At 70.5% G+C, this 16469-nt stretch carries 15 protein-coding genes; 7 read left to right on the top strand and 8 right to left on the bottom strand.

The window, feature by feature from the left end; translation table 11 throughout:
• Together AC1D1T_RS20735 and AC1D1T_RS20730 are read right to left on the bottom strand one after the other, a co-directional pair.
• Positions 1-241, bottom strand: a 241-nt coding sequence (locus AC1D1T_RS20735; protein ID WP_477992405.1) for an SDR family NAD(P)-dependent oxidoreductase, incomplete at its 3' end; no start/stop codon positions are given.
• A 5-nt stretch (positions 242-246) separates the two neighbouring features.
• Positions 247-2613, bottom strand: coding sequence for a bifunctional salicylyl-CoA 5-hydroxylase/oxidoreductase (locus AC1D1T_RS20730; RefSeq protein WP_477992404.1), 2367 nt, complete (start codon positions 2611-2613; stop codon positions 247-249).
• 149 nt (positions 2614-2762) lie between these two features.
• Between AC1D1T_RS20730 and kynB the strand changes: the two genes are divergently transcribed.
• The 5 genes from kynB to AC1D1T_RS20705 are packed head-to-tail and all read left to right on the top strand — an operon-like array spanning position 2763 to position 6911.
• Positions 2763-3386, top strand: coding sequence for an arylformamidase (gene kynB, locus AC1D1T_RS20725; RefSeq protein WP_477826236.1), 624 nt, complete (start codon positions 2763-2765; stop codon positions 3384-3386).
• Between the two features lie 12 nt (positions 3387-3398).
• The gene (gene kynU, locus AC1D1T_RS20720) at positions 3399-4685 is read left to right on the top strand and encodes a kynureninase (RefSeq protein WP_477826237.1); all 1287 of its coding nucleotides are present in this window, start codon (positions 3399-3401) and stop codon (positions 4683-4685) included.
• Positions 4682-5548 (top strand): tryptophan 2,3-dioxygenase, encoded by an 867-nt coding sequence (gene kynA, locus AC1D1T_RS20715; protein WP_477826238.1) that lies wholly within the window; start codon positions 4682-4684, stop codon positions 5546-5548. Before kynU ends, kynA begins: the two co-directional genes overlap by 4 nt.
• Positions 5549-5566: 18 nt before the next feature.
• Entirely contained in the window at positions 5567-6439 is an 873-nt protein-coding gene (locus tag AC1D1T_RS20710; protein ID WP_477992403.1) for a DUF6597 domain-containing transcriptional factor, read from the top strand.
• Between the two features lie 16 nt (positions 6440-6455).
• Complete coding sequence (locus AC1D1T_RS20705) at positions 6456-6911, top strand: VOC family protein (RefSeq protein WP_477826240.1); 456 nt, start codon at positions 6456-6458, stop codon at positions 6909-6911.
• Between the two features lie 14 nt (positions 6912-6925).
• On the opposite strand, the gene AC1D1T_RS20700 is transcribed toward AC1D1T_RS20705, so the two are convergent.
• The 4 genes from AC1D1T_RS20700 to hmgA form a co-directional block, all read right to left on the bottom strand.
• Entirely contained in the window at positions 6926-7372 is a 447-nt protein-coding gene (locus AC1D1T_RS20700) for a carboxypeptidase regulatory-like domain-containing protein (protein ID WP_477992402.1), read from the bottom strand.
• A gap of 462 nt (positions 7373-7834) precedes the next feature.
• Positions 7835-9334 carry a Do family serine endopeptidase gene (locus AC1D1T_RS20695; RefSeq protein WP_047500625.1) on the bottom strand — a complete coding sequence of 500 codons (1500 nt, stop codon included), beginning with the start codon at positions 9332-9334 and terminating at the stop codon, positions 7835-7837.
• Between the two features lie 96 nt (positions 9335-9430).
• On the bottom strand, positions 9431-10747 hold the full coding sequence (gene fahA / locus AC1D1T_RS20690) for a fumarylacetoacetase (RefSeq protein WP_477825826.1): 1317 nt from the start codon (positions 10745-10747) through the stop codon (positions 9431-9433).
• Entirely contained in the window at positions 10744-12045 is a 1302-nt protein-coding gene (gene hmgA / locus AC1D1T_RS20685; protein WP_477825825.1) for a homogentisate 1,2-dioxygenase, read from the bottom strand. Before hmgA ends, fahA begins: the two co-directional genes overlap by 4 nt.
• 70 nt (positions 12046-12115) lie before the next feature.
• Between hmgA and AC1D1T_RS20680 the strand changes: the two genes are divergently transcribed.
• On the top strand, positions 12116-12895 hold the full coding sequence (locus AC1D1T_RS20680) for an IclR family transcriptional regulator (protein ID WP_477825824.1): 780 nt from the start codon (positions 12116-12118) through the stop codon (positions 12893-12895).
• 32 nt (positions 12896-12927) lie between these two features.
• Complete coding sequence (locus AC1D1T_RS20675) at positions 12928-14463, top strand: S41 family peptidase (protein ID WP_477992401.1); 1536 nt, start codon at positions 12928-12930, stop codon at positions 14461-14463.
• Here AC1D1T_RS20675 and pcaCD read toward each other — a convergent pair.
• Together pcaCD and AC1D1T_RS20665 are read right to left on the bottom strand one after the other, a co-directional pair.
• The gene (gene pcaCD / locus AC1D1T_RS20670; RefSeq protein ID WP_465111105.1) at positions 14460-15662 is read right to left on the bottom strand and encodes a bifunctional 4-carboxymuconolactone decarboxylase/3-oxoadipate enol-lactonase PcaCD; all 1203 of its coding nucleotides are present in this window, start codon (positions 15660-15662) and stop codon (positions 14460-14462) included. The two genes, AC1D1T_RS20675 and pcaCD, sit on opposite strands and share 4 nt — an antisense overlap.
• A 28-nt stretch (positions 15663-15690) precedes the next feature.
• A partial coding sequence (locus tag AC1D1T_RS20665) for a lyase family protein (RefSeq protein WP_477992400.1) occupies positions 15691-16469 on the bottom strand: 779 nt, incomplete at its 5' end.

The raw sequence follows: 16469 nt of genomic DNA, 5'->3' as shown, positions 1-16469 counted from the left end.
GCTCAGCCCGACCCTTCGACAAGCTCAGGGCGAACGGGGGTGGAGCCGGAGCGAACGGGGGGGAATCCGTTCGGGCTGAGCCTGTCGAAGCCCTGCCCGCCAAGCGCGCCCGTGCCGCCAGCAACCGGGCTTCATCTCGCCCCATCAATGTCACGTGCACCCCCTGTCCCAGCAACACCGCCGCGATCGCCTCACCGATCCCGCTGCCGCCGCCGGTCACCACCGCGTGCAAGCCGTCCATCCCCATCACACCCCCTGCGCCAGGTTCGCCTGCTCCTGCGCCGACAGCCCCGCCGTCTGCGCCGCCATCGCCCGCTCGCGCTCCAGGTTGCGCTCCAGCTGCGACTTCCCCGCGACGTACTGCCGCGGCCAGTCGGCCCCGACGCCGTTGACATGGCCGATCTTCGCGGCCTCCAGCAGCGTCCAGGCCGGGTTCGCCAGGTGCGGCCGCGCGATCGCGCACAGGTCGGCGCGGCCGGCCGCGATGATGCCGTTCACATGGTCGGCCTCGAAGATCGCGCCGACCGCCATCGTCGCGATGCCGGCCTCGTTGCGGATCGCCTCGGCGAACGGCGTCTGGTACATGCGCCCGTACACCGGCCGCTGCTGCGGGCTGACCTGTCCGGACGACACGTCGACCAGGTCGGCACCGGCCGCCTTCAACGCCCGCGCGATGGCAATCGCATCGTCGGGCGTCGTGCCGCCCGGCACCCAGTCGTGCGCGGAGATGCGCACCGACAGCGGCTTGTCGGCCGGCCACGCCGCGCGCATCGCCATCAGTACCTCCAGCGGGTAGCGCAACCGGTTCGCCAGTTCGCCGCCATACCCGTCGGTGCGCTGGTTGGTCAGCGGCGACAGGAACGACGACAGCAGGTAGCCGTGCGCGCAGTGCAGCTCCAGCCAGTCGAAGCCGGCCTGCGCGGCACGCTTCGTCGCCGCGACGAAATCGGCAGTGACGCGGTCCATGTCGTCGCGCGTCATCGCCCGCGACCACGCGCTGACGCCGTCCAGGTACTGCTGCGGCGAGGCCGAGATCAGCGGCCAGTTGCCCTCACTGTTGTCTTCGGCCAGCGGCAGGTCTTCTCCATCCCACGGCACGCGTGTCGAGCCCTTCGCGCCGGCATGGCCCAGCTGCATCGCGATCTTCGCGCTGCTGCCCTGGTGCACGAAATCGACGATGCGCTGCCACGCCCGCATCTGCGCATCGGTGTACAGCCCGGGGCAGCCCGGCGTGATGCGCGCATCGGGCGAGGTGCAGGTCATCTCGGCGAACACCAGGCCCGCGCCGCCCAGCGCCCGGGCCCCCAGGTGCACCAGGTGGTGGTCGCCCGGCACGCCGTCGACCGCGCTGTACTGCGCCATCGGCGAGACGACGACGCGGTTCTTCAGCGTCACGCCGCGCAGCGTGAACGGCGTGAACATCGGCGGCACGGTGTGCGTGCCGTCGAGCCCGGCGCGCTGCGCCAGCCACCGTTCGTAGCCGCCGACGTAGGCCGCATCGCGCAGCCGCAGGTTCTCGTGCGAGATGCGCTGCGAGCGCGTCAGCAGCGAGTACGCGAACTGCGGTGCGTCGAGCCGCGCATGGCGTTCGACGTTCTCGAACCATTCGGTGGAGTTGCGCGCCGCGTTCTGGATCTTCAGCACCTCGATGCTGCGTTGCGCCTCGTAGGCGGCCAGGGCCTGGTCGAGGGCGCCGGGGTGCGCAGCGATCGCCGCCGCCAGGTCGATCGCATCCTCGAGTGCGAGCTTGGTGCCCGAGCCGATCGAGAAATGCGCGGTGTGCGCCGCGTCGCCCATCAGCACGACCGGCGCGCGGCCATTGTGGTGCACCCACCGCTTGCAGACCACCCGCGGGAAGCGGATCCACTGCGCCGAGCCGCGCAGGTGCGCCGCGTTCGACATCAGCGCATGGCCGTCCAGGATCTTCGCGAACAGCTTCTCGCAGAACGCGATGCTCTCTTCCTTGCCCATGTCGGCCAGGCCCGCGGCGCGCCACACCGGCTCGGGCGCCTCGACGAYGAAGGTGGAGGTGTCGGCATCGAAGCGGTAGGCGTGCACCTGGAACCAGCCCCACTCGGTGCGCTCGAACGCGAACGTGAACGCATCGAAGCGCTTGCGCGTGCCGAGCCAGACGAAGCGGCACAGCCGGGTTTCGACATCGGGCTCGTAGGTGGCGGCGTAGCGGCTGCGGATGCGGCTGTTCAGGCCGTCGCAGGCGATCACGAGGTCGGCATCGAGCGCGGTGTCGTCGCTGCACTCGGTCTCGAAGCGCAGCCGCACGCCCTCTTCGGCACAACGGTCCTGCAGGATGTTCAGCAGCTTGCGCCGGCCGATGCCGCAGAAGCCATGGCCGGACGAGCGGACTACCTCGCCCTTGAAGTGCACCTCGATGTCGTCCCAGTGGTTGAACGCATCGAGGATCTGCGCCGCGCTCTTCGGGTCGCTGCGCTGCACGGCCCCGAGCGTCTGGTCGGAGAACACGACGCCCCAGCCGAAGGTGTCGTCGGCGCGGTTGCGCTCGATCACCGTGACCTCGTGCGACGGGTCCTGCTTCTTCATCAACAGCGCGAAGTACAGGCCCGCGGGGCCGCCGCCGATGCAGGCGATGCGCATGTGCGTGATCTCCGGAGCGCCACGGCGGAAATCGCCGGGCCGATGAAATTTAGAGCTTGATATTTCAGGTGTCAAGCATTTATTGGCCACGACGGGATGTCTGAAATAACCGACACCACGACGCCAACGGCGGTGCTACTGTTCCGGCCGTGAAAAAGCTCTGGGACATCTCCCCACCCATCGCCCCCGACTCGCCGCTGTTCCCCGGCGACGAGGCCTACTCGCAGGCCTGGACCGCGCGCATCGGCCCGGGCTGCCCGGTCAACCTGAGCGCGATCACGATGTCGCCGCACATCGGCGCGCACGCCGATGCGCCGCTGCACTACGGCGACGATGCGCCGGCCATCGGCGCGGTCGACCTGGCGCCGTACCTGGGCCGCTGCCGCGTGATCCACGCGATCGGCGTCGGCCCGCTGGTGCGGCCGGAGCACCTGGCGCCGTTCGCCGCCGACCTGCCACCGCGCGTGCTGGTGCGCAGCGTGCTGAAGGCGCCGACCGCGTGGTCGCCCGAGTTCAGCTCGTTCGCCCCCGAGACCATCGTCTGGCTGGCCGACCGCGGCGTGCGGCTGGTGGGCATCGACAGCCAGTCGGTCGACCCGGCCGACAGCAAGACGCTGGACAGCCATCACCAGCTGCTGGCGCGCGATCTGCGCGTGCTGGAGAACCTGGTGCTCGACGACGTGCCGGCCGGCGACTACGAACTGATCGCGCTGCCGCTGAAGCTGATGCTGGCCTGTGCCTCGCCGGTGCGCGCGGTGTTGCGAGAACTCTGAAAGACCTCCCGAATGACGACACGACAAGACTGCCTGGCGCTCGACGCCCGTGATGAACTGGCGCCGCTGCGCGCGCTGTTCGACCTGCCCGACGGCGTGATCTACCTCGACGGCAATTCGCTCGGCGCCCTGCCGCGCGCCACCGCAGCCCGCGTGCAGCAGGTCGCCACCGCCGAATGGGGCCGCGACCTGATCAAGAGCTGGAACACCGCCGGCTGGATCGACCTGCCGCAGCGCATCGGCAACAAGATCGCCTCGCTGCTGGGGGCCGGGCCCGATGAGCTGATCGTCGCCGACTCGACCTCGGTGAACCTGTTCAAGGCCTTGTCGGCCGCGCTCGACCTGGCGCAGCGCGACACGCCGGGCCGCAAGCGCATCGTCTCGGAGCGCTTCAACTTCCCGACCGACCTGTACATCGCCGAGAGCCTGGCGCGGCAGCGCGGCTTCGAGCTGGTGCTGGCCGAGGCCGACGAGATCCCGGCGCTGATCGACGACCGCCTCGCGGTATTGATGCTGACGCACGTGAACTACCGCAGCGGCCGCATGCACCGCATGGAAGAGACCAACCTCGCGGTGCATGCCGCGGGCGCGCTGGTGGTGTGGGATCTCGCGCACTCGGCCGGCGCGGTGCCGGTGAACCTGAAGGGCAGCGGCCCGCGTGCCGGCGCGGCCGACTTCGCGGTGGGCTGCGGCTACAAGTACCTGAACGGCGGGCCCGGCGCGCCGGCCTTCGTCTGGGTGCACCCGACGATCACCGCGCGCATGGACGCCGAGCAGCTGTGGCAGCCGCTGTCGGGCTGGCTCGGCCATGCGGCGCCGTTCCAGTTCACGCCCGACTACCACCCCGCCGCCGGCATCGGCCGCTTCATCTGCGGCACGCCGCCGGTGCTGTCGCTGGCCGCGCTGGAATGCGGCGTCGACACGATGCTCGCCGCCGAAGCCCTCGGCGGGCAGCCGGCGCTGCGCCGCAAGTCGATCGCGCTGAGCGAGCTGTTCATCGCGCTGGTGGAGGCGCGCTGCGCCGGCCACGGGCTCACGCTGCAGACGCCGCGCGATGCGGCGCAGCGCGGCAGCCAGGCGAGCTTCGCGCGTGCCGACGGCGGCTACCCGATCATGCAGGCACTGATCGCGCGCGGCGTGATCGGCGACTTCCGCGCGCCCGACATCCTGCGCTTCGGCTTCACGCCGCTGTACACGCGCTTCGTCGACGTGTGGGAGGCGGTGGAGCACCTGGTGCAGGTGCTGCAGACCGGCGAGTGGCAGCAGGCCCGCTTCAACCAGCGCGCGGCGGTGACATGAGCTGCCCGCATCACGAATCCGGCAACACCGACGGCGAGAAGATCGTCCGCGAGGAAGGTGCGCAGCTCGACTTCTCGAGCGACATGAGCTATGGCGACTACCTGCACCTCGACGAGGTGCTGAACGCGCAGCACCCGCTGTCGCCCGAACACAACGAGATGCTGTTCATCGTGCAGCACCAGACCAGCGAGCTGTGGATGAAGCTGATGCTGCACGAGCTGGGCGCGGCGGTGCAGCGCGTCGCGAGCGACGACCTGGGCACCGCCTTCAAGATGCTGGCGCGCGTGAGCCGCATCATGGAGCAGCTGGTGCATGCGTGGGACGTGCTCGCGACGATGACGCCGCCGGAGTACTCGGCGATCCGGCCGTACCTGAGCAACAGCAGCGGCTTCCAGAGCTGGCAGTACCGCTGCATCGAGTTCATGCTGGGCAACAAGAACGCGGCGATGCTGAAGCCGCATGCGCACACGCCGGAGATCCTGGCGCGTGTCGAGGCGGCGTACCGCGCGCCGTCGCTGTACGACGAGGCGCTGCGGCTGCTGGCGCGGCGCGGGCTGCCGGTGCCGGCCTCGCATGTGGAACGCGACTGGTCGCAGCCGTACGTGAGCGACGATGCCGTCGAGCAGGCGTGGCTGGTGGCCTACCGCGCGCCCCAGCAGCACTGGGACCTGTACCAGCTCGGCGAGGAGCTGACCGACCTGGAAGATGCGTTCCGCCTCTGGCGCTTCCGCCATGTGACGACGGTGGAGCGCGTGATCGGCTTCAAGCGCGGCACCGGCGGCACGAGCGGCGTGGGCTACCTGCGCAAGATGCTCGACGTGGTGCTGTTCCCCGAGATCTGGAAGTTGCGCACCAGCCTGTGAGGGCTTATGGTGCGGCGCATGTTCGTGCGCCACACCCCCGCCCCGCCGCTCGACGCGTTCGTCGATGTGCTGTGGGCCAGCGAGCGCGGCGCGATGCCGCATGCGCGCGAGCGCAACCTGCCGACCGGCCGGGCCGACCTGATCATCGCGCTGCGGCAGACCCACCTGAACCGCTTCGCGTCGGCAGATGACCTGCAGGGCCGACGCTTTTCCGGCGGCATTGTGCAGGCGCCGCAGCAGCTGCCCTTCTTTCGCGAGACCGGTGAGCCCTCCTCGGTGGTCGGCGTGCATTTCCGGGCCGGCGGGGCCGCGGCACTGTTCGGCGTGCCGCTGACGGAACTGTCGACGCCCGCCACGCCCGACGAGCTGTGGGGCCCCGAGGCGGCCGCGTTGCGCGACCGTCTGCAGGCCTTGCACGGCGCGGGCGCGCGGCTGCGTCATCTGGAAGCCTGGCTGCTGTCGCGCCTGCACCGGGCGCCGCAGCACGCTGCCGATGCGCCGATCGCATGGGCCCTGCAAGCGTTCGAGGGCTCGGTGCCGCACAGCGTTGCCGAGGTGCGGGGCGCGCTCGGCTGGTCGCCGAAGCGCTTCATCGCCGAGTTCTCGCAACGCGTCGGGCTGACGCCCAAGCGCTACCTGCGGATCGCCCGGTTCCAGCGCATCGTGCAGATCGCTGCACGCTGCCGAACCTCGGGCACGCCGATCGACTGGACAGCGCTCGCGCTCGCTGAAGGCCATGCCGACCAAGCCCACCTGGTGCGTGAGTTCCGCAGCTTCTCGGGGCTCACGCCGACGGCCTATCAGCCGCTCGCACCGGACCAGGCCAGCCACACCGCGGAAAAAATCTTCAAGACAGCGAACCGGGCGGACCCCTACGCTTCGGCCCGATGACCCCAAGGAGCCCGCGATGATCCATGAAGTGTTCACCTACCTGCGCGTGCGCGACACCGCCGCGGCGATCGCGTTCTACACGCAGGCCTTCGGTGCGAAGGAGCTGTTCCGCCTGACCGAGCCGTCGGGGCGCATCGGGCACGCCGAGATGGAACTCGGTCCGTCGGTGTTGATGCTGTCGGACGCGTTCCCCGAATACGGCATCGAAGCGCCGCCCATAGGAGGTTCCACCAGCTACGCCAGCGTGCACCTGCACGTCGACAACGCCGACGCGGTGCTCGAGCAAGCGGTGTCGGCCGGGGCCACCGTGCTGATGGCACCGACCGATCAGTTCTATGGCGAGCGCAGTTGCAAGCTGCGTGATCCGTTCGGCCACGAATGGCTGATCGGCCACAGCATCGAGCAACTCACGCCCGACGAGATGCAGCGCCGCTACACCGCGCTGATGACGGAGCCGTCGTCAGCGCAGTGAACGCGCTGCGTGGGTCAGTCGGTGCCCTGCGGGAACACCACCACCGGATTGGCCGTGCCGCGCGAGTTCACGGTGACCTGCTTCGTGACGGTCCTGCCGTTCAGCGTGGCTTCCATCTTGTACTGCCCCGCCGGTGCCTTCACCAGCATGTAGGGGCCGTCTGCCTGCGCGTCGAACACGACGTCGCCTTCCTTGTCGATCAGCTTGACCTGCGTGTCGGCGGTGAACTGGTTCTTCGCGCCGGCCTTCTCGTAGATCTCGATCGCGAGCGGGTAGTCGCGCTTGGCGTCCTTGAACGCCGGCACCTCTTCATAGGCCACGCCGCCCGTCACGTAGGTGATGTCACCGGCCTGCTTGGCAGCGGGCAGCGGGGCGCGGTCGTCCTGGGCCCAGACGGCGGTGCCGGAGGCGATGGCCAGCGCAGCGGCGAGCGGGGCGAGCAGAGGCTTGTGGCTGTTCATGATGAAGTCCTTTCTTGTCATCAAGGTGAACTTCATTGGACTGCGGGCGACACGGCGGGTGCCTGGGACGAGGCCGGCCGTGCGGGACGGGCAGGTACGCACGGGCTTGTCAGCCTGGAAGCCGCGCGCCGTAGGACTCGGCTGGCATGGCAAGCTGCGGCCTTCGATCCAACCGACAACCGGTGAGGCCACATTGACAACAGTTCCATTCCGCTGTGCGAAATCGGGAGCCGCCCTCGCTCCAGACGAGGCCGGTCATTGCGCGCTCTGCGAACGCTTGCTGGATCGCCGATTCTTGCGGGAAGGCATCCATCCTCTGCAGCGCAGACCGGTGTGCACGGATTGCCTCCAGGCCCATGTCGACAAAGGACGCGCAGCGATCGACGACAAGGAGGTGTGAGCCCGCCTACAACGGAAAAGGCCGCCCGCAGGCGGCCTTTCCCCATCCAACAGCCGCAGCCGTCAGCCCAGGTTCACCGGCACGAAGATCCGCTCCCCGTCGCGCTCGACCAGCAGCGCCACGCTCTTCGGCTTGCCGGCCATCACCGCACGCACCTGCTCGATCGACGTGACCGGCTTGCCGTTGATGGCCAGCAGCACGTCGCCCGCCTCGATGCCGGCGCGCGCCGCCGGGCCGTCGACGTTCTCGATCACCAGGCCCTGCTCCAGCTTGCTCTGGCGCTTCTCTTCGCGCGTCAGCTGGCGCAGCGACAGCCCGAGCTGCACGCCCTGCGAATCGCCGCCGTTGGCGGACGCCACATCCTCGTCCGGATCGGCACCGCCCAGCTTCACGTCGATCGAACGCTCGGCCCGGTCGCGCCACACCGACAACTTCACCTTGTCGCCCGGCGCCGCCAGACCGATGCGGCTCGACAACGCCCCCGAGCGCACGATCGGGTCGCCGTTCACCGCGGTGATCACGTCACCCGGCTTCAGGCCGGCCTTCTCGGCCGCGCTGTCCTTGCTGACCTTCGCGACCAGCGCGCCGTCAGGCCGCTTCATGCCGAACGACTCGGCCAGACTCTGGTTCACGTCCTGCACCGCGACACCCAGGCGGCCATGCGTGGCGCGGCCGGTCGCGACGATCTGGTCTTTCACCTTCAGCGCGACATTGATCGGGATCGCGAAGCTCAGCCCCTGGAAGCCGCCGGTCTGCGAATAGATCTGCGCATTGATGCCGATCACCGCCCCGGTGCCGTCGAACAGCGGGCCGCCGGAGTTGCCGGGGTTCACCGCCGCATCGGTCTGGATGAAGGGCACCACCGCGTCGCCGGGCAGCGAGCGGCCCTTCGCGCTGATGATGCCGGTGGTGGCGGTCTGCTCGAAGCCGTAGGGCGCGCCGATCGCGAGCACCGGGTCGCCGACCTCGATGTTCTGCGGGTCGCCCAGGCGCACGATCGGCAGGTCCTTGGCCTGGATGCGCAGCACCGCGATGTCGGTGGCGGCGTCCGAGCCCAGCACCTTGGCCGAGAACTCGCGGCGGTCGCTGAGCTTGACGGTCACTTCCTTGGCTTCGCGCACCACGTGGGCATTGGTCAGGATCAGGCCGTCGGCGCTGATGATGAAACCCGAGCCCTGGCCGCGGAACGGCACCGACGGGTTGCCGCGCTGGCCGCGCTGCTGGAAGCCCGGCAGGCCGCGGAAGAACTGGAAGAACGGATCGTTCTCGGCGCCGGGCGGCAGGCCTTGCTGCTGCTGCTCCTCGGCCGAGGCCTTGTGCAGGCCGGCCACCGTGACACCGACGACGGCCGGGCCGGAGGTCGCGACGATCGCGCGGTAGTTGGGCACCTGGCCCGCGGCCGGCAGCATCGGCACCGGTGCCGGCGCGGTCGAGGTCACGGCGGCGGGCTTCGCCTCGGGTTTGCTCTTCAGCCACTCGGGCGTCAGGCTGAAGGCGCCGGCCGATCCGGCGGCCAGCAGGCCGGCTGCGGCAAGCGCAGCGGTCAACGACTTCATCTTCATGTGATCTCCTGGGGACAAGCGTCGCGGGGGATTCCGCATGAGTCGAAAGATAAGGGCCCGCGGTTAGAACTCGATTAGGGGTTGGTGAAGCGAAGGTTAAGACCGCGCCGCCAGCACCTCGGCCACGCACTCGCCGAACCCGATGCGCCGCTGCCCGGCGCGCTCGCAGAACGCTCGCAGCGCGACGCTGTCGCCATCCTGCAGGAAACGCCGCGTCTCGCCGTTCGGCAGCGTGATCGGCAGCTTGCCGCCCTGCGTCAGCTCCAGCAGCGAGCCGCCCTGCTCCGGCAGCGGCCCCGATTGCGTGCCGCTGCCCAGCAGGTCGCCCGGGCGCAGGTTGCAGCCGTTGCTGCTGTGGTGGGCCACCAGCTGCGCGAGCGTCCAGTACGCGTCGCGGAAGTTCGATTGCATCAGCCGCACCGCCGCGTCGCCGCGCTCGCGCATCGCCGGCGTCTGCAGCCACACCTCCAGCACGATGTCGATCGCGCCCTGTGCGCGGTTGCCTTCGCCATCGAGGTGGGGCAGCGGCTGCGGCCGGTCGGCCGCCCGCTCGAACGGCCGGCGGAACGGCTGCAGCGCCTCCATCGTGACGATCCACGGCGACAGCGTGGTCGCGAAGCTCTTCCCGAGGAAGGGCCCGAGCGGCTGGTACTCCCAGGCCTGCACGTCGCGCGCCGACCAGTCGTTCAGCAGCACCAGCCCGGCCAGGTGTTCCTCGGCCCGCGCCATCGGGATCGGCTCGCCGAGCGCGTTGCCGGGGCCGATGATCGCGCCGAGCTCCAGTTCATAGTCCAGCCGCTGGCACGGCCCGAACACCGGCGCCTGGGCTTCTGTCTTGTACTGCCCGCGCGGGCGGTGGAAGGCCTGCCCGCTGACCTGCAGCGACGAGCTGCGGCCGTGGTAGCCGATCGGCACCCATTCGTAGTTCGGCAGCAGCGGCTGGTCCGGGCGGAACAGTTTTCCGACGGTCGTCGCGTGGTGGATGCCGGTGTAGAAATCGGTGTAGTCGCCGACCTCGCACGGCAGCGCCATCGCGGCCTGTGCCTGCGGCACCAGGCAGGATTGCAGCCACGGCTCGTCGTCGGAGCCTTCGCGCAACGCATTCGACAACGCGGCGCGCAGCGTGCGGCGTGCCGCAGCCCCCAGCGCGATGAAGGCGTTGAGATCGCCGCGTGCCAGCGGCTCCATCACCCGCGACACCTCGGGCGACCACGGGCACAGCTCGTGCGCGAGGCGCAGGTCGAGCACCTGATCGCCGATCGCCACGCCACCGCGCCAGGGCTCGTCGCTGCCCTGGCGTCGAAAGCGCCCGAGCGGCAGGTTCTGGATCGGAAAGTCGGCCAGCGGATCCTGTGCCGACGCGACCCAGCTGCGCAGCCCCGCGTCGTTCGTGTCGTCGAGAGCGCCGCTCATTGGAATCCATCCTTCAGGTTGCGCCAGCAATCGGCATAGGCGGCATCGAGTGCGCCGCCGCTCATCGCCCATTCGGTCGGCCGGAAACGGTACCGGCTTTCGAACATGAAGGCCAGCGTGTTGTCGAGCTTGTGCGGCGCGAGCGGCGCATTCGAGGCGCGCTCGAACGCGTCGGCGTCCGGCCCGTGCGGCACCATGCAGTTGTGCAGGCTGGCACCGCCGGGGCGGAAGCCTTCGGGCTTGGCGTCGTACTGCCCGAGCACCAGGCCCATGAACTCGCTCATCAGGTTGCGGTGGTACCAGGGCGGGCGGAAGGTGTCCTCGGCCACCAGCCAGCGCGGCGGGAAGATCACGAAGTCGCAATTGGCCGTGCCCGGCGTGTCGCTCGGCGACGTGAGCACCGTGAAGATCGACGGGTCCGGGTGGTCGAAGCTGATCGAGCCGATCGTCATGAAGTTGGCCGTGTCGTACTTCAGCGGCGCCAGGTTGCCGTGCCAGCCGACCACGTTGAACGGCGAGGCCGCGCAGCGGGCCGACCACAGCCGGCCGCCGTATTTCTTGATCAGCTCGTGCGGTGCCGCGTCGGGCTCGAACGCGGCGACCGGGGCCTGGAAGTCGCGCGGGTTCGCGAGCCCGTTGCTGCCGATCGGGCCGAGTTCCGGCAAGCGGAAATGCGCGCCGTGGTTCTCGCAGACGTACACCCGCGACGGCCCGTCGACCGCCACCTTGAAGGCCAGGCCGCGCGGCAGCAGCGCGATCTCGCCGGGCGCCACCTGCAGCAGGCCGAGCTCGGTGGTGATCATGAGCGTGCCCTGCTGCGGCACCAGCAGCATCTCGCCATCGGCATTGACGAAGGCGCGCTGCGTCATCGAGCGGTTGATGAACGCGATGTGCGCAGCCATGCCGACCTGCGCATCGACGTCGCCGTTGACGACGATGCTGCGCAGCCCGTCGACGAAGTCCAGCGGCTGGGCTTCTGCCTCGGGCACCGGTGTCGGCGCCCAGCGCAGCGGGTCGGGCGGCGCCGCCACGCCGTCGGCCGCGCCGCTCTTCCACCACGGCTGCGCATACGGCGCATAGCCGCCGACCACCACCGACGGCTGGCGCCGGTACATCCAGGTGCGCCGGTTCTCGGCGCGCGGCGCGGTGAACGCGCTGCCGCTCAGCAGCTCGGCATACAGGCCGTGCGCCGCCTTCTGCGGGCTGTTGCGTCCGAGCGGCAGCACGCCGGGCACCGCCTCGCTCGCGAACTGGTTGCTGAAGCCGCCCTGGTAGCGCAGGGGTTCAGGTGAAGCCATCGCGGGTCTCCTTGATTTCCGACAGCGGATTCGTTACTGTCTAATCCATTCTACATACACGAATTTCAGAATGATCCCCAGCACCCCTCGCGGCATCCAGAGCATCGAGGTCGGCGGCCAGCTGCTGCGTGCGCTCGCCCACCACGGCCGGCCGATGGCCTTGAAAGACCTGGCGCGCGAAGCCGGCATGGCAGCGGCCAAGGCCCACCCCTACCTCGTCAGCTTCGGCAAGCTCGGGCTGATCGCGCAGGATGCCGCGTCGGGCCGCTACGGGCTCGGTCCGCTCGCGATGGAACTGGGCCTGATCAGCCTGCAGCAGTTCGATCCGCTGCGCCTGGCCACGCCGCTGCTGCCGGCGCTCGCGGCGCAGGTCGGCCACACCGTCGCGATCGCGGTGTGGGGCAACCGCGGGCCGACCATCGTGCGCGTCGAAGAGGCACCGTCCGCGGTGCACGTCAACATGCGGCACGGCACCGTGATGTCGATGCGCGGCACGGCGTCGGGCCTGCTGTTCGCCGCGCACCTGCCACCGGCCCGCCTGCGCGAGCTGCTGGCACAGGAGCCGCACGGCTGCCGGCGCACGCTGGACGCCGCCTTCAGCGGCCAGCTGGCGGCCATCCGCGCCGAGGGCCTGAGCCGCGTCGTCGACGGGACGGTGCCCGGCGTCAGCGCATTGGCGGCGCCGGTGTTCGACCTGCACGGCGAGCTGGTGCTCAGCCTGGCGGCGATCGGGCCGAACGCCACCTTCGATGTGCAGGCCACCGGCCCGGTCGCGGTCGCGCTGAAGGGCTGCGCCGCGCAGCTGTCGCGCCAGCTCGGCGGCGCCGGCAATCCGCCTGCACCGGTATAGTCGGCGTTCAACCAATGAATCGGGAGCGAGGAATGGGAGTTCTACGCCAACGGCAAGCCGGCGCACGCGTGCGCGCCACCTGGGCCAGCCTGCTCGTCGCGGCAGCCACCCTCACCGCCTGCGGCGGTGGTTCGGACGGCGACTCCAGCAACCGCCTCGCGTCGTCGTCGCAGTACGCGCAACAATGCGCCCCGACCAATCCGTATGCGTCGACCCACACCGGCAGCCTCGACGTCGAGAAGCAGTGGGTGCGCGCCTACCTGAACGATGCCTACCTCTGGTACGACGAAGTCCCGGCCATCACCCCCGGGCTGGCGCAGTACAGCAACACGTCCGACGTCTACGGCTCGCTCGACAACTATTTCCAGGCCCTGAAGACGATCCGGCTCACCGCGAGCGGCGCGCGCAAGGACAAGTTCAGCTTCATCCTGCCGACCTCCACCTCCGACGCGATATTCGACTCCGGCGTCGAGGCCGGCAACGGCATCAACTGGCGCATGCAGTCGCCGACGAAGCCGCGCGGCCTGCGCGTGGCCTACGTGACGCCGGGCACCGAGGCCGCCACCAAGGGCGTGCTGCGCGGCGACACGCTGGTGACCGTCGACGGCGTCTCGGCCGACGACGACACCTCGGCCGGCGTCGACGTGCTCAATGCCGGCCTGTTCCCGAGCGACGCCGGTGGCACGCACACCTTCGTCTTCACCCGCGCGGGCGTCGGCCAGGTCAGCGTCTCGCTGACGACCGTGGCCGTCACCACCAAGCCGGTGCTGAACTACAGCGTGGTCTCCACGGCCACCGGCAACGTCGGCACCATCGTCTTCAACTCGCACGTCGCGCCGGCCGAGGCGCAGCTGATCGAAGCCGTCTCGTCGCTGAAGGCCCAGGGCGTGACCGACCTGGTGCTCGACCTGCGCTACAACGGCGGCGGCTACCTGTACATCGCGAGCGAGCTGGCCTACATGATCGCCGGCCCGGCGCGCACCGCCGGCAAGACGTTCGAGAAGCTCAACTACAACGCGAAGCGCACGTCCGACAACGCACAGGCGCCGTTCGGATTCCAGGCCACCAGCACCGCCAACGCGGCGCTGCCGACGCTCGACCTGTCGCGCGTCTACGTGCTCACCACCTCCGAGACCTGCTCGGCCAGCGAGGCGGTGATCAACGGCCTGCGCGGCGTCGATCTCGACGTGCGGCAGATCGGCGGCGGCACCTGCGGCAAGCCCTACGGCTTCGCGGCCCAGGACAACTGCGGCATCTCGTACTTCCCGATCGAGTTCCAGGGCGTCAACGCGAAGGGCTTCGGCGACTATGCCGACGGCTTCGTGCCGAACGGCAGCGGCGCCACCGGCATTGCCGGCTGCGCGGCGTCGGACGACCTGTCGCAGCCGCTCGGCAGCCCGGACGAAGGCCTGCTGAAGGCCGCGCTCGCCTACCGGGCGACCGGCGCCTGCCCGGCCCTCTCGGCGGCGCAGGAATCGGCGCAGTCGCTGGGCGTGCTCGGCAACCGCGGGGCCGCGGTGCGCGGCCGGCCGCTGCTGAGCAACCGCTTCCTCAAGTCGTCGCGCTAGGCCCCAAGGAAGCCCTCGACGAGCGCCGCGAACTGCTGCGGCTGCTCGGCCACGCTCAGGTGCGAGGCCTCGGCCAGCACCTCGAGCCGCGCGCCGGGAATGCGCTCGGCGATGGCCTGCGACATCGCGACCGGCGCCCCCACGTCCAGCGCGCCGGCGATCACGAGCGTCGGGCAGCGCACCTGCGGCAGGCGCTCGAGCCAGTCGACCTCGCGCACCGCGTGGCAGGTCGCCGCATAGCCGGCGGCCGACGTGCGCAGCAGCGCCGCGCGGAACGCCGCCAGCGCGTCGGGCCGGCCGCTGCGGAAGCCGGCGTGGAAGTAGCGCTCCATCACCATGCCGGCAATCGCCTCCAGCCCGCCCTGCTCGACGGCCGCGATGCGCTGCGCCCAGGCCGCCTGCGCCGCCTCGGGGTAGTGCGCGGTGGTGTTGGCGAGCACCAGCGAGCGCACCAGCTCCGGATGGCGGATCGCGAGGCCCTGCCCCACCATGCCGCCGAGCGAGAGCCCGACCCAGGCCACCGGGCCGGCACCCCATTCGCGGATCACGCGGGCCGCATCGTCGACCAGCTCGTCCATGCGGTACGGGCCCGCCGGCACGGCCGAGCCACCGTGGCCGCGGTGGTCGTAGCGCAGCACCTCGTGGCGCGGCGCGAGCGCGGCGGCCAGTGCGTCCCACATGCCGAGCTCCAGGCCCAGCGCATGGCTCAGCACCACCGGCGTGCCCTCGCCCTGCAGCGCGACCTTCAGCTGCGGGCGGCTGAAGGTGTGATGGCTCGACGTGCGCACGCCGGCCGACAGCGGCGCGGGGGGCGGCAGCAGCCCTTCGTCGCGCAGGATCTGCGTGGTCAGCTTGAAGGCCGTGTTGGCGGCCGGCACGCCGCAGTAGATCGCGCCCTGCATCAGCGTCTCGCGGATCTTCTCGACCGGCACGCCCCCGCGCACCGCGGCCCGGCAATGCAGCTCGAACTCCTCCCAGCGCGCGAGGCCCATCGTCATCCCCAGCACCAGCAGGCGGCGGGTCGTCGTGTCCAGCCCCGGGCGGCCCCAGATGTCGTGCCACGCATAGCGCGTGATCAGCGACTGGAACTCGGCATTGAACGCGGAGGTGTTGTCCAGCGACTGGTCGACCCACGCATCGCCCAGCACCGCGCGGCGGTTCTTCACGCCGCGGTCGAAATCGTCCTGTTGCTCCGGCATCGTGGCCCTTTCGAGAATGGGAGGGAGATCAGTGCGGCAACCAGGCCGACCACGGCGCCTCGGCCGCCAGCGCGTCGGCACGCTGCTGCCAGCTCGCCAGCTGAGGATCGGCGACGCGACTCGCGTGCGCCGCGGCGCGCTCGACTGAGAACAGCGCCTCGACCTGGTCGGCGCCGAGCTGCGCGCGCAGCGCATCGTCCTTCGACAGCGCCTGCAGCAGCACCTCGCGCAGCGGGCGCCGTGCGGCCACCGCCTCGTGCGACCAGGCCTCGAGCAGCGCGTGCGCACGCGCCTTGCCGAGCTGCTGCGCCAGCTGCATCGCCACCGCCTCGGCGAACACCAACCCGTGCTGCGCGTCGATGTTGTGCCGCATCCGCGCGGCATCGACCTGCAGGCCCGGCGCCGCATCGGCGAGCGCCTTCAGCGCGCCGTGCACGCCGAGGTAAAGCCCCGCGGTCTCGGCCAGCTCAGCCTGCCAGTTGCCGAGGCCGCGTTCATGCTCCTGCACCATCGCGGCCAGCAGCGCGGCCACGCGGTGCGGCGTGCGCAGCGCGGCGGCCAGCGCCGTCATCGCGGCCACCGGGTTGCGCTTGTGCGGCATCGTCGACGAGCCGCCGCGGCCGGCGCCCGACGGCTCGGCCAGCTCGCCGAGCTCGCCCTGCGCCATCAGCGAGATGTCTTTCGCGATCTTGCCGAGCGCACCGGCCAGCACGCCCAGCTCGCCGGCCAGCGAGGCCAGCTCGTCGCGCTGCGTGTGCCACGGGCCGGGCGGCAGCCGCAGGCCGAGCGCTTCGGCCACCCGGTGCG

This window comes from Rhizobacter sp. P2_H3 (genome assembly GCF_056403355.1).
Note: the sequence above shows the minus strand (reverse complement) of the source record. Positions and strands in the feature narration are given on the sequence as shown.

What these genes read in the sequence shown, in the direction of transcription:
- kynU (WP_477826237.1), top strand. Translation starts at nt 3,399, where the DNA reads ATGACGACACGACAAGACTGCCTGGCGCTCGACGCCCGTGATGAACTG.
- kynA (WP_477826238.1), top strand. Translation starts at nt 4,682, where the DNA reads ATGAGCTGCCCGCATCACGAATCCGGCAACACCGACGGCGAGAAGATC.
- AC1D1T_RS20710 (WP_477992403.1), top strand. Translation starts at nt 5,567, where the DNA reads ATGTTCGTGCGCCACACCCCCGCCCCGCCGCTCGACGCGTTCGTCGAT.
- AC1D1T_RS20705 (WP_477826240.1), top strand. Translation starts at nt 6,456, where the DNA reads ATGATCCATGAAGTGTTCACCTACCTGCGCGTGCGCGACACCGCCGCG.
- AC1D1T_RS20700 (WP_477992402.1), bottom strand. Translation starts at nt 7,372, where the DNA reads ATGAACAGCCACAAGCCTCTGCTCGCCCCGCTCGCCGCTGCGCTGGCC.
- AC1D1T_RS20695 (WP_047500625.1), bottom strand. Translation starts at nt 9,334, where the DNA reads ATGAAGATGAAGTCGTTGACCGCTGCGCTTGCCGCAGCCGGCCTGCTG.
- fahA (WP_477825826.1), bottom strand. Translation starts at nt 10,747, where the DNA reads ATGAGCGGCGCTCTCGACGACACGAACGACGCGGGGCTGCGCAGCTGG.
- hmgA (WP_477825825.1), bottom strand. Translation starts at nt 12,045, where the DNA reads ATGGCTTCACCTGAACCCCTGCGCTACCAGGGCGGCTTCAGCAACCAG.
- AC1D1T_RS20680 (WP_477825824.1), top strand. Translation starts at nt 12,116, where the DNA reads ATGATCCCCAGCACCCCTCGCGGCATCCAGAGCATCGAGGTCGGCGGC.
- AC1D1T_RS20675 (WP_477992401.1), top strand. Translation starts at nt 12,928, where the DNA reads ATGGGAGTTCTACGCCAACGGCAAGCCGGCGCACGCGTGCGCGCCACC.
- pcaCD (WP_465111105.1), bottom strand. Translation starts at nt 15,662, where the DNA reads ATGCCGGAGCAACAGGACGATTTCGACCGCGGCGTGAAGAACCGCCGC.